This window comes from Streptomyces sp. NPDC001415, assembly GCF_053597395.1.
Map to the genome: position 1 here is coordinate 66,300 of NZ_JBSFIE010000035.1, position 12,095 is coordinate 78,394.

Below are 12,095 nucleotides of genomic sequence, written 5' to 3' on the forward strand. Positions count from 1 at the left end.
CGGGCGTTGAGGAGCCGGCCCCGCCGGGTGTGCCCGGCGGGGACCATGGGACACCAGCGCAGGGCGGGAGCCCCGGGGTATTCCCGGACAACTCCCGGCCCGGGCACCCGAATTCCCGTCCTCGCTGAACCGGCGGAATGACAGGGCCACTGGTCCCATTCCGCGAGATCGTGCTCAAGGTGCACAGCAGGTGCGACCTGGTCCGCGACCCTTGTTATGTGTACGAAGCCGCAGACCAGAGCCGGCGCGAGCAGCCCCGGGCGGTCTCCGGCCACGTCATTTCGCGCACCGCCCGGCGGCCGGCCGAGCACGCCGAAAAGCACCGCCTGAGTTCCGTTTCGGTGATTCGGCACGGAGACGAACCGCTGCTCGCCGGACCCGAACGGCTGCGTCGGCACGCCGTTGGCGGCGGTGCGCTGGAGGCTCTGGAGCGGGGGGCCGAACTCACCGTCACCGGAAGGCGCCTGGTGCACACCGTGCGCCAGGACTCGGAAGAGGCATCGCGTGGGCGAGAACACCACGGAGGAACCGGGGCAGGGCGGCCCGGTCGAGCAGTTGCGCGCCCTCGGCGTGGAGGAGGGCGGGGTCCTCCTCGTGCACGCCTCGCTGCGCGGCACCGGGCTCCGCGCCGAGGCGCTCCTGGCCGCGCTGCGCAGGGTCCTCGGCCCGGAAGGGACGCTGGTGGTCCCGGCGTTCACCCCGGAGAACTCCGACACCTCGCCCGCCCACCTCGCCCTGGTGAGCCAGGCTTCCGACCCGGCCGCGTTCCGGGCCGCGATGCCGCCCTTCGACCCGGACCGCACCCCGTGCCCGGGGATGGGGCGGTTCGCCGAACGGGTCAGGACCACCGAGGGTGCCGCCCGCAGCGACCACCCGCAGACCTCCTTCGCGGCGCTTGGCGCGCGGGCCGCCGAACTCATGAAGGGCCACGCGCTCGACTGCCACTTCGGCGAGGAGTCCCCCCTGCCCAAGCTGATCGCCGCCGGGGCGCAGGTCCTGATGGTCAACGTGGGCTTCGCGGCGTGCACCGCCTTCCACTTCGCCGAATACCTGGTGCCGCCGCGCCCGGTGCGCACCTACCGCGCGGTGATCACGGACGAGCGGGGCGGCGCCAAGTGGTTCGCGTACCAGGACGCCGTGCTCGACGACAGCGACTTCGCCCGCATCGGCGCCGACTTCCCCGCCGGACATCTGCGCGGCGGCCCGCTCGGGCGCCGCCGCGCACGGCTCTTCCCGATCAGGGCGGCGGTCGAGCACGCCACCGCCTGGATGGCCGGGAAACGGCACTGACCGATGACGGGAAGGGCGGCGAGGGCCCCGGGCACAACGGGCCGCGATGACCTGCGCGCGGCGGGGGCCGGTTCGGGGGCTCCCTTTGGGGGAGATGCGGAGTTACCGTCGAGGTACACGTCCGATTCGGACCCCTGGGGGCCGTGATGGTCGAGGAGCTGGTGGCGGCGGGCATCGCCGTGGGTTCCGCCGGTGTCGTCTATGCGCTGGCGGCGGCGCGGGTCGTCAAGCAGTACGAGCGCGGAGTGGTCTTCCGGCTCGGCAGGCTGACGGATTCGGTGCGCGGGCCCGGCTTCACGATGATCCTTCCGTTCGTCGACCGGCTGCGGAAAGTGAACATGCAGATCGTGACGATGCCGGTGCCCGCGCAGGACGGCATCACGCGGGACAACGTCACGGTCCGGGTGGACGCGGTGATCTACTTCAAGGTCGTCGACGCGGCGGACGCGGTCGTCCAGGTCGAGGACTACCAGTTCGCGGTCTCGCAGATGGCGCAGACCTCGCTGCGCTCGATCATCGGCAAGAGCGACCTCGACGACCTCCTGTCGAACCGGGAGAAGCTCAACCAGGGCCTGGAGCTGATGATCGACAGCCCGGCCATCGGGTGGGGCGTGCAGATCGACCGCGTCGAGATCAAGGACGTGTCGCTGCCGGAGACGATGAAGCGCTCGATGGCCCGCCAGGCGGAGGCCGACCGTGAGCGGCGGGCCCGGGTCATCAACGCGGACGCCGAGCTCCAGGCCTCGAAGAAGCTGGCCGAGGCGGCGGGCGTGATGTCGGAGCAGCCGGCCGCCCTCCAGCTGAGGCTGCTGCAGACGGTGGTGGCGGTGGCCGCCGAGAAGAACTCGACGCTGGTCCTGCCGTTCCCGGTGGAACTCCTGAGGTTCCTGGAACGCGCCGCCCCCTCGCCGGCGCCGGCCGCACCCGAGGCGCCTCCGACACCGGCCGCCGCCCCCGAGGTACCTCCGGCACAGGCGCATTCGGAGATCGGCGGGGAAGGCAGTGGCCCCCGGGAAAACCTGTGAAAGTCCTGGCGGCGGTCCGGACCGGCGCAGGGCCGTCCCCCGTGGGGCGGCCCTGTTTCACGTCTCAGGATGTTCCGGCGGCGACGGTAAGCGGGGAGTGGGCGGGCGGCGGGGGGCTTACGCGCCCACCGGCTTCTCGTCGCGGTCCCGGTTGAGACCGGCGAGGACCACCGTGATGACGGCGCCGAGCAGCGCCCAGATCGAGAGCACCTGGAGCGGGCCGCTGATCGACTCGCCCTTGAAGTACGCGATGGAGCGGGCCGCCCAGGTGCCGGCGCCCGGCGGAAGGCCGGGCCCGATCGTCCGCCAGAACGGCGGGAGCAGCGGATACGGATAGGCGCCGCCCGCGCTCGGATTGCCGAGGACGACGATGACCAGGATCGCCAGGCCGATGCCGACGACCCCGGCGAGCCCCTGGAAGGCGAGGGTCGTCGCGCCCACCGCGAACACGACAAGGGCGCCGAGCCCGGCGAGCCCGGGATAGCTGCCCGGCAGCGCGCCGAGCACCGGCCCGATGATGAGCGACCCGAGCAGGCCGGCGGCGATCGAGTACAGCGCGAGCACCGCGAGCCGGATCAGCGCGCGGTGGGTGTTGGCGGGCCGGGCGCCCGCGCTGATCGCCAGGATCGCGGCGCACAGATAGCCGCCCACGCACCAGCCGACGACGAGGTAGAACGAGGACAGGGTGCGGGAGTCGCCCGCGGAGGCGGGGGCGACGTCGACCACCTTCACGGTGCGCTGCTGAGCCTTCTCGGCTCCCGTCGCGATCGCCTCCACGGCCTGCGCGAGGGAGGCCCCGCCGCCGCTCGCCACGAGCAGCTTGTCGGTGGTGCCCCGCGGGTCGACGACCAGGACCCCGTCGACGCCGCGGTCGCGCAACTGCCGTGTGGCGTCGGCCTCGTCCTTGGCGGTCCGTACGTCCAGCGGACCGCCGGGCAGCGCGCCCAGCTGCTGTGCGAGCTGCCCGCTGACCTGCGCGGGCGCGACCAGGGCGAAGGGGATGTCCTTCGGTTTCGGGCTGTGGAAGGCGCCGGCATAGGACGCGATGAAGGCGACCATCAGTCCCAGTACGCCGATGACCAGCAGGGCGGCCCGCACGCTGACGGCACTCTTCACCTCGTCGACGAAAGTCATGCCCTTACGCTCTGCCGCACCGCGCGTTCACGCAGTCGGTGCGGGGCCGAATGGCTGAGAGTCTGTGTCTCCATCCCGCCCGGGTCCGCACGGGATGGAGACACGGACTCCGGGTCGAAGCGTCCGGCTGTCGGGGCGGGCCGCCCGCTGCCACGCTGGAGGCAGGTTCCCGGGACCGTCGTCCCGGGGCGGACGACGCACCCGACAGGAGCAACCTCGATGCTGACCTCAACACAGGTACCGGGCGGGCTGAACTGGCTCGACCTGGGATCCCCCGACATCGACGCGGCCGTCGCCTTCTACGAGGGCCTGTTCGGCTGGCGGTTCCAGTCCGCGGGACCGGAGGCCGGCGGCTACGGCTTCTTCCAGAAGGACGGCAGGACGGTGGGTGCCGCCGGCCCGCTGACGGAGGAGGGCGCGCGCTCGGCCTGGACGGTGTACTTCCGCACGGTGGACGCCGATGCCACGGCCAAGTCCGTCGAGCAGGCGGGCGGATCGGTCCGCGTCCCGCCGTCGCAGGTCTTCACGGCCGGGCGGATGGCTGCCTTCACCGACCCGACGGGCGCCGATTTCGCCGTGTGGGAACCGCAGGACACCGACGGCCTGGAGCTCGTCAACGACCCCGGCAGTGTCAGCTGGATCGAGCTGTACACCACCGACGCCGCGGCGGCCAAGGCCTTCTACGGCAACGTCCTGGCGTGGGAGACCCGGGATGTGCCCATGGGCGAGGACGTCGTCTACTCCATCGCCGGGCCCGCCGGCGGTGGCGAGCAGACCATGCACGGCGGCCTCATGCAGCTGCCCCAGCAGAACCTGGACGCCGGCTCGACCTCCGAATGGCACCCGTACTTCGAGGTCGAGGACTGCGACGCCACGGCGGCCGGCGCCCAGGGGCTCGGCGCGACCGTCATCATCCCGGCCGTCGACATCGAGCGCGTGGGGCGGATCGCGATGCTGCTCGACCCGTTCGGTGCCCCGTTCGCGGTGATCACGAGCGCCACGGCCTGACCTCGACCTGACCTCCCCGGAATGCCTGCCGAACCACTCCGGCAGGCATTCGAACATATGTGTCGCACGTGCGTTCGAAACTGGTCTATGGTGGAAGGGAGGGGGAGGTGAGAACGGATCGGTAGGAGGTGCGGATGCCCGGTTTCACGCATCTGCACACCGTTTCGGGATTCTCCCTGCGGTACGGGGCTTCCCACCCGGAGCGGCTGGCCGAACGTGCCGTCGAACGCGGCATGGACGCCCTCGCACTGACCGACCGGGACACCCTCGCGGGCACGGTCCGCTTCGCCAAGGCCTGCGCCAAGGCGGGGATCCGCCCGTTGTTCGGGGCCGAGCTGGCCGTGCCGGAACTCCTCGGGGAAACCGGCCCCGCCCGGGGGCAGGCTCGGCGGCGCACGCCCGTACGGGGAGGTGCGTTCGTCGACGAGTCCGCCCCCCGGGTCACCTTCCTCGCCCGTGACGGCGCGACCGGCTGGGCCGAGCTCTGCCGCCTGGTCAGCGCCGCGCACACCGCCGAGGGGCGCCCGCTCCTGCCCCGCGCCGAGCTGCCCGCCGAAGGGCTCACCGTGCTGCTCGGCCCGGCCTCCGAGATCGGCCGCGCGCTCGGCGCGGGCCGCCCCGACCGGGCCGCGAAACTGCTCGCACCCTGGCGGGAGATCTACGGCGACTCGCTCCGCCTCGAAGCCGTCCACCACGGGCTCCGGGGGACCGGCCCCGGCTCGCTGCGGCTCGCCGCGCGCACTGTCGGCTTCGCCGCCGAACAGGGCGTGCGCGCCGTGCTGACCAACGCCACCCGCTACGCCGACCCCGGGCAGGGCCCGGTCGCCGACGTGCTGGACGCGGCGCGGCGCCTGGTGCCGGTGCGGGCGCCGTTCGACAGCGGCGAGCGCTGGCTCAAGGGGCCGGACGCCATGTTCAAGATCGCCGAGCGGGTCGCCGAGGCAGCCGGGTGGCGGCGCGACGTGGCCCACCGACTGCTCGCCATGACCGAACAGACCGCCGCCGAGTGCCTCGTCGACCCCCAGGACGACCTCGGCATGGGCACCGCCAGCTACCCAGAGCCGTACCTCGTCGGCGCCGCCCACCGTGCCCCGCAGCGGGTCCTCGCCTCCCGCGCCGCGGCCGGCATGGTGCTGCGCGGCTATGCGGGGCGGCGCGCGTACTGGGAGCGGATGCACCACGAGCTGGACATCATCGCGCACTGGGGATACGCCTCCTACTTCCTCACCGTCGCCCAAGTCATCGACGACGTACGGAAGATGGGTGTCCGGGTGGCCGCGCGCGGCTCCGGCGCGGGCTCGCTCGTCAACCACCTCCTCGGCATCGCGCACGCCGACCCCGTCGAGAACGGGCTCCTGATGGAGCGCTTCCTGTCCAAGCGGCGGCCGGTGCTGCCCGACATCGACATCGACGTGGAGTCCGCCCGCCGGCTCGACGTGTACCGCGCGATCATCGACCGCTTCGGCACCGAGCGGGTCGCCACCGTCGCCATGCCCGAGACCTACCGGGTGCGGCACGCCATCCGGGATGTGGGCGCCGCCCTGTCCATGGACCCCGCCGTGACCGACAGGATCGCCAAGTCCTTCCCGCACATCCGGGCCCGCGACGCCCGCGCCGCGCTGCGGGAACTCCCCGAACTGCGGGCCCTGGCAGGGGAGATGGACAAGTACGGCAAGCTCTGGGAGCTCGTCGAGGCCCTGGACGCCCTGCCGCGCGGCATCGCCATGCACCCCTGCGGAGTGCTCCTGTCGGACGCCTCTCTGCTGCGTCGCACCCCCGTGATGCCCACCAGCGGTGACGGCTTTCCCATGTCCCAGTTCGACAAGGAGGACGTGGAGGACCTCGGGCTGCTCAAGCTGGACGTCCTGGGCGTGCGAATGCAGTCCGCGATGGCCCACGCGGTCGCCGAGATCGGCCGGGCCACGGGCGAGAGGCTCGACATCGACGATCCCGCGCAGGTGCCGCCGGGCGACCCGAAGACATACCAACTCATCAGGTCCACCGAGACGTTGGGCTGCTTCCAGATCGAGTCGCCGGGCCAGCGCGACCTGGTCGGGCGGCTCCAGCCGTCGACCTTCCACGACCTCGTCGTCGACATCTCGCTGTTCCGGCCCGGGCCGGTCGCGGCCGACATGGTGCGCCCGTTCATCGAGGCCCGGCACGGGCGCGCCCCGGTCCGCTTCCCGCACCCCGACCTGGCGGACGCGCTGCGCGACACCTACGGGGTGGTCGTCTTCCACGAGCAGATCATCGAGATGGTGAACATCATGACCGGCTGCGGCCGGGGCGAGGCCGACCGGGTGCGGCGCGGGCTCTGTGACCCGGAGTCGCAGGCGCGCATCAAGGTCTGGTTCGCCCAACGCGCCGAAGAGCGCGGCTACTTGCCCGAGGTGATCGCCCGCACCTGGGAGATCGTCGAGGCCTTCGGGTCGTACGGCTTCTGCAAGGCGCACGCCGTCGCCTTCGCTGTGCCCACCTACCAGTCGGCCTGGCTCAAGGCGCACCACCCGGCCGCCTTCTACGCCGGGCTGCTCACCCACGACCCCGGGATGTACCCGAAGCGGCTGCTGCTCGCGGACGCACGGCGGCGCGGGGTGCCGATCCTGCCGGTGGATGTGAACCGGTCCTCGGTCGCACACAGAATCGAACTGGTGTCCGGAACCTGGGGGGTGCGGCTCGCGCTCGCCGACGTCCACGGGATCAGCGAGGCCGAGAGCGGACGGATCGAAGCCGGCCGGCCCTACGCCTCGCTGCGCGACTTCTGGCAGCGCGCCAGGCCCGGCCGTCCGGTCGCCGAACGGCTCGCCCGCATCGGCGCGCTCGACGCGTTCGGCGCCAACCGGCGCGACCTGCTGCTCCACCTGTCCGAACTCCATGGCGCCCGCCGTGCGGCAGGCGGCCAACTCCCGCTGGACGGCGGTGCGTTGACGGCCGGCGCCGGACTGCCCGACCTGGACGACGCGGAACGCCTCAGCGCCGAACTCGGCGTCCTCGGCATGGACGCCTCCCGCCACCTGATGGAGGATCACACGGCGTTCCTGAACGAACTCGGCGTCGTCTCCGCCAAGCGGCTGCGCGACGTCGAGCACGGCCGTACCGTCCTGGTCGCGGGCGCCAAGGCGGCCACCCAGACCCCGCCGATCCGCTCCGGCAAGCGGGTCGTCTTCAGCACCCTGGACGACGGCACGGGCCTCGTGGACCTGGCCTTCTTCGACGACAGTCACGACGCCTGCGCCTACACCGTCTTCCACTCCTGGCTCCTCCTCGTGCGAGGCGTGGTGCAGCGACGCGGCCCGCGCAGCCTGAGCGTCGTCGGCTCGCGCGCCTGGAACCTCGCCGAACTCGTCGAACTGCGCCGCGAGGGCGGCCTGGACGCGGTCTCCTCCCGTCTCGCGACCCCGCCCGAACCGATCGAACCGTCCGAAACGGCCAACCCGTCCGACAACCCGTCCGACAACCCGTCCGAACCATCCGAACCGACCGCCGAGCCGTCCCCCGGCAACGGTCGCCGCATCCGCCTGTCCACCGGCTACGAACTGAACCCCTGGGCCGACCTGCGGCCGGCCGGTGAACAGGCCGCCACCGGGCGGAAGTTGTGGCATTCGAGCCCGGGGAGCGCGGGATGATCCTCTGTGCACGGTTCCACCTCCCTCCGATGTACGAAGCGGCGCTGCCCGCCCTGATCGCATTGGCCGAGGGCCTCACCCCGGTCGTCCAGGCACTCCCGCCCGACGGGCTCCTCGCCGACCTGGGCGGCGCCGAGAAGTACTTCGGCCAGGACGCCGGGCAGCTCGCCGCCGTCCTGCGGGTCCGCGCGCTCGCCCACTTCGGCCTGGACTGCGCGCTCGGGCTCGCCCCCAACCCGATGCTGGCCAGGATGGCGGCGCGGGACGCCGGACCCGGCACGACCCGGACGGTGCTCCCGGACGAGGTGGACAGCTTCCTTGCCGCGAAGCCGGTCCGAGTCCTGGAGGGCGTCGGCCGCTCCACCGCCCGCACCCTCTGCGGGTACGGCCTCGACACGGCCGGACGCCTCGCCGAGGCCCCTCCGTGCACCGTCCAGCGCATCCTCGGAGCCCGGCCGGGCCGCGAACTCCAGGAGCGCGCCCGAGGCATCGACCGCACACCCGTCGTACCGAACGCCTCCGCTCGGTCTCTTGCTGCCGAACGCTCCTTCCCCCGCGACGAGTTGGACCCGGTACGCCACCGCCGGGCGCTGCTCTCCCTCGCCGAGGAACTCGGCGTCCGACTGCGCGGCGCCGGCCAGGTGTGCCGCTCTCTCAGCCTCACCGTGCGCTACGCCGACCGGTCCACCACCACCCGTACCCGCACCCTGCGCGAGCCCTCGGCCCACTCGCCCGCGCTGGCCGACCTGGCCTACGCCCTCCACGCGGCCCTGGGCCTGCAACGGGCCAGGGTGCGCGGCATCTCGCTACGGGCCGAGGGCCTCGTACCGGCCGAACTCGCCGCGCACCAGCTGTCGTTCGACCCCGAGGACGAGCGGGCCCGTCGCATCGAGGCGGTGGCCGACCGGGCCCGCGCCAAGTTCGGCCCCCGAGCGATCGTCCCGGGCACGCTGTCGGACGCGGCCTGAGGCTGGTGGAGCAGCCGCCTTCAGGAAGCCAGCCGCTTCTTGACGTCCGCGACCTGGGGCCCGGAGTCGACCGCCGGGATCGTCCAGCGGTTCTCGGACTTGGTGGCGTCCGTGTAGACGAGCGTGCCTCCTCCCTTGGCCTGCTCCGGAGTCAGGTCGAAGACCTCGGAGCGCATCTGGTAGGTCCCCGGCTCGATCTTGCCGACGCCGTTGTACCCGTTCACCAGGACCTTGTACGCGGTGCCGTTGCCCTCGGCGACGCTCTGCCCGTTGGCGGCGATCCAACGCCAGCCGCCCTTCGCCCCCTTGGCGTCGGCGGGCTCCTCGTCCGCCGCGTTCGCCGTCAGCGAGGCGTCTTTGGTCGTGATGACGACGAAGGTGCCGAACCGTGAGGTCGTTCCATCCCCCTCCTTGGTGTAGACGACGGTCGTGGGCGTGATTTCCAGGATGCCGACGAGCTTGGTCCCCACGGTCCGGGACGGCACGCCGAGAGCCAGAGCGGCCTGCCCGGCCCCGGGGCCCGAGCCCGGCGTGGCCGTGCCGCCCCCGGGCGTGCCGGAGGTCGCGGGCGTGGGTGCTGTGGCGGACGGCTGCCCGTCGGCGGACCGAGTGGCGGACGGCTTGCTTCCGGACCCGCCGCCTCCGGGATTGCAGGCGGTCAGGGCGAGACAAGCGGTGGCGGCGGTCGCGAGCAGGATCTTGCGCATGGTTCCCCCCCAAGGCATTGGCACTCGCCGTGAACGTACCGCGAGGGAGGTGATACCCAGCGTGAAGTCGCAGGACTGGGACGAACGGGGAGCGTGTCGTTGCGAACTCCCGACAAGTGGGCCGGAGTTGAGAGGAATCGGGGGACGCCGAGGTTCGCGCACCGTTCCCTGTGCCCCTTTGGGCCACAGCGGCTGGCCGCTACCGGAGTCGACCTCGCCCGCGCGTCGTTTCACACCCCCGAGGCCAGTCGCGCACCTCCGTCCACCGTCAGTACGACGCCGGTCGTGAAGCTGTTGCCCAGCAGGAAAGAGATCGCGTCCGCGATGTCCTCGGGGCGGCCGCAGCGGCCGGCCGGGGTGGACTTGGCGTAGGCCGCGAACGTGTCCGCCTTGGCGTCCGCGTCCATCCAGTCCCACCAAGGGGTGTCCACTATTCCCGGCGACACCGCGTTGAAGCGGACCGGGGCCAACTCCACCGCGAGCACCGGGACCATCGCGGCCACCGACGCGTTGACCGCGGCCAGACCGGCCGTGCCGGGCATCGCGGCGCCCGCCGAAGCGGCGGTCACGAAGGTGATCGACCCGGTGGGGGAGAGGACGTCGAGCGCGGCCCGCGCGGTGAGGCTGTGGGCGATCAGCTTGCCCTCCGCGGCCTGGCGCAGCGCGTCCGTCGTCACCGAAAGGAACGGTCCGGCGGCCGTGGAGCCGGTCGCCGCGACGACCACATGGTCGACCCGGCCGAGCCCCGCGAAGAACTCCCGCGTGGCCGCCTCGTCCTGGGCGTCCACGACCGAACCGCTCACCTCGCCCGGAGTCCCGTCCGTGTCCGATGCGCTCAACGTGCCGGCATGCGCGGTCAGTTCATCCAGTGCGGCCCGCAGGCGCCCGGGGTCGCGGCCGGTGACGGTGACGTCCCTGCCTTCACCCAGCTGGTGCCGCGCCGTGGCCAGGCCGATGCCCGACGTGCCACCGATGATCACAACTCGCTCGTTCATGGTGCAGTCCTTCCAGGCCCTCTCGTACGGGCCTTCATGCTTTTCGAGGCTCACTGCCTCGTAAAGAGTATTCCGAGGCAGCGTGTCTTGTAAACTGTTCTCATGGAGAAAATCGAGAACGGATCAGGGGACGGACATGTGGACGGCTCTCCGCCTCGCGGGCGCCCCCGCAGCGAGGCGGCCAGGCGCTCGGTACTCGACGCCGCGCTGGAGCTCTGCCGGCGCGACGGCTACCAAGAACTGACGATCAAGGGCATCGCCGACGAGGCCCAGGTCGGCAGGCAGACCGTCTACCGCTGGTGGCCCACCAAGCAGGACGTCCTGCTCGAAGTGCTGACCGAACTCCCGCACCGCAGCCCGGCCGAGCTCTTCCCGGATACCGGGGACGTGTACCGCGACGTCGAGGAACTGCTCGGCCACACCTTCCGGCTGACCCGAGGCGCCACCGGCCGGGCCGTCGTCGGGCTGATGGCCGACGCGCAGGCGGACGCCTCGCTCGCCCGAAGGCTGCAGGAGGAGGTGATCGCCCCGCGTCGCGCGGCGCTGCGCGCGATCCTCGAACGAGGCGTCGAGCGCGGCCAGTTGCGGCAGGACGGCGCCGCGTCCCTGGACCTGGCCGTCGACTTCGCCTTCGGCGTGATGTGGTACCGCCTGCTCAGCGGCCATGCCCCGGTCGACGATTCGCTCGCCGCGGAGATCGCCGCGGCGCTGGCTCCGCTGCTCGGAAGCGCCGGAAGCGCCGGAAGTTTCGGAGGTTCCGGAAGTCCCGGGAGCGGGGCGGCGGGCCGACGCTGACGCCGCGGCCGTGCGGAGCCGTACCGGCAACGCGATCCGGTCGCCCCCGGCGGAGTCGCCGCCTTCGGCGGTTTGGGCTGTGCCTGGACCGTGGGGCCGAGGGACGGGAGCGGCGCGGTGTCGACCTGCGGCCGACCATCGACACCCCCCGCTGTCCACGCTCGAAGTCGTCCACACCGGTGAGCTGGGGGCCTCGTCGAGCGCAGTGGGGTTGTGAACCATCCGGGAGGAGCTCTCAACTCCCTTGTATCGCACGTGAGTTGATGGCGATCGCGTATCCGCTGGAGAGGTTTACGATGCCGGCTGACGCGGCGTCACAGGCCCGGCGAACGCGGCTTTCGAGCCAACAACGGCAGCAGCCCTTGCCTCTCCAAGCACATACCTGTCCCTGAGCCCTTGCCTCACCACGAACTCACCCTCATTATCGGGCGTGCTGTTGTAGCGGTTGCCTGAGAGCCTGTGTCTAAACCCCGTCCGGATCAGACCGCGGCGTCTGGTGCGTGCGATCGCAAGGCGCCGGAAGGTCCTCGTAGCGGAGCTACTAGGG

9 protein-coding genes and 1 pseudogene are annotated in these 12,095 nt (G+C 72.1%); 7 read left to right on the top strand and 3 right to left on the bottom strand.

Going from position 1 to position 12,095, the window contains the following annotated elements:
- Positions 1–137: 137 nt before the first annotated feature.
- From ACWC2B_RS31610 to ACWC2B_RS31620, 3 genes and pseudogenes are all read left to right on the top strand, one after another.
- A pseudogene (locus ACWC2B_RS31610) lies at positions 138–395 on the top strand (radical SAM/SPASM protein FxsBH, inactivated beta-hydroxylase extension form); the annotation flags it as partial.
- 109 nt (positions 396–504) lie between these two features.
- On the top strand, positions 505–1,290 hold the full coding sequence (locus ACWC2B_RS31615) for an aminoglycoside N(3)-acetyltransferase (RefSeq protein ID WP_450722617.1): 786 nt from the start codon (positions 505–507) through the stop codon (positions 1,288–1,290).
- A gap of 146 nt (positions 1,291–1,436) precedes the next feature.
- Positions 1,437–2,315, top strand: a complete 879-nt coding sequence (locus ACWC2B_RS31620; protein ID WP_450722645.1) for an SPFH domain-containing protein — start codon at positions 1,437–1,439, stop codon at positions 2,313–2,315.
- 117 nt (positions 2,316–2,432) lie between these two features.
- Here the strand turns inward: ACWC2B_RS31620 and ACWC2B_RS31625 are convergent, their stop codons facing one another.
- The gene (locus tag ACWC2B_RS31625; protein WP_450722619.1) at positions 2,433–3,449 is read right to left on the bottom strand and encodes a DUF3533 domain-containing protein; all 1,017 of its coding nucleotides are present in this window, start codon (positions 3,447–3,449) and stop codon (positions 2,433–2,435) included.
- A 219-nt stretch (positions 3,450–3,668) separates the two neighbouring features.
- On the opposite strand from ACWC2B_RS31625, the gene ACWC2B_RS31630 reads away from it, so the two are divergent.
- The 3 genes from ACWC2B_RS31630 to ACWC2B_RS31640 all read left to right on the top strand — a co-directional run bounded on the left by ACWC2B_RS31630 (position 3,669) and on the right by ACWC2B_RS31640 (position 9,051).
- Entirely contained in the window at positions 3,669–4,457 is a 789-nt protein-coding gene (locus ACWC2B_RS31630) for a VOC family protein (RefSeq protein ID WP_450722621.1), read from the top strand.
- 134 nt (positions 4,458–4,591) lie between these two features.
- Positions 4,592–8,083, top strand: coding sequence for a DNA polymerase III subunit alpha (locus ACWC2B_RS31635; RefSeq protein ID WP_450722623.1), 3,492 nt, complete (start codon positions 4,592–4,594; stop codon positions 8,081–8,083).
- Complete coding sequence (locus ACWC2B_RS31640) at positions 8,080–9,051, top strand: DNA polymerase Y family protein (RefSeq protein WP_450722625.1); 972 nt, start codon at positions 8,080–8,082, stop codon at positions 9,049–9,051. The genes ACWC2B_RS31635 and ACWC2B_RS31640 overlap by 4 nt, the downstream gene beginning before the upstream one ends.
- A gap of 20 nt (positions 9,052–9,071) precedes the next feature.
- On the opposite strand, the gene ACWC2B_RS31645 is transcribed toward ACWC2B_RS31640, so the two are convergent.
- Positions 9,072–9,758 (bottom strand): hypothetical protein, encoded by a 687-nt coding sequence (locus ACWC2B_RS31645; RefSeq protein WP_450722627.1) that lies wholly within the window; start codon positions 9,756–9,758, stop codon positions 9,072–9,074.
- Between the two features lie 230 nt (positions 9,759–9,988).
- On the bottom strand, positions 9,989–10,753 hold the full coding sequence (locus tag ACWC2B_RS31650) for an SDR family oxidoreductase (protein ID WP_450722629.1): 765 nt from the start codon (positions 10,751–10,753) through the stop codon (positions 9,989–9,991).
- Between the two features lie 102 nt (positions 10,754–10,855).
- Here ACWC2B_RS31650 and ACWC2B_RS31655 point away from each other — a divergent pair, with 102 nt between their 5' ends.
- Positions 10,856–11,548, top strand: coding sequence for a TetR/AcrR family transcriptional regulator (locus tag ACWC2B_RS31655; RefSeq protein WP_450722631.1), 693 nt, complete (start codon positions 10,856–10,858; stop codon positions 11,546–11,548).
- The last annotated feature ends 547 nt before the right edge of the window (positions 11,549–12,095 follow it).

Coding starts and splice junctions, on each gene's coding strand:
- ACWC2B_RS31650 (WP_450722629.1), bottom strand. CDS start 10,753: ATGAACGAGCGAGTTGTGATCATCGGTGGCACGTCGGGCATCGGCCTG.
- ACWC2B_RS31640 (WP_450722625.1), top strand. CDS start 8,080: ATGATCCTCTGTGCACGGTTCCACCTCCCTCCGATGTACGAAGCGGCG.
- ACWC2B_RS31655 (WP_450722631.1), top strand. CDS start 10,856: ATGGAGAAAATCGAGAACGGATCAGGGGACGGACATGTGGACGGCTCT.
- ACWC2B_RS31635 (WP_450722623.1), top strand. CDS start 4,592: ATGCCCGGTTTCACGCATCTGCACACCGTTTCGGGATTCTCCCTGCGG.
- ACWC2B_RS31645 (WP_450722627.1), bottom strand. CDS start 9,758: ATGCGCAAGATCCTGCTCGCGACCGCCGCCACCGCTTGTCTCGCCCTG.
- ACWC2B_RS31620 (WP_450722645.1), top strand. CDS start 1,437: ATGGTCGAGGAGCTGGTGGCGGCGGGCATCGCCGTGGGTTCCGCCGGT.
- ACWC2B_RS31630 (WP_450722621.1), top strand. CDS start 3,669: ATGCTGACCTCAACACAGGTACCGGGCGGGCTGAACTGGCTCGACCTG.
- ACWC2B_RS31625 (WP_450722619.1), bottom strand. CDS start 3,449: ATGACTTTCGTCGACGAGGTGAAGAGTGCCGTCAGCGTGCGGGCCGCC.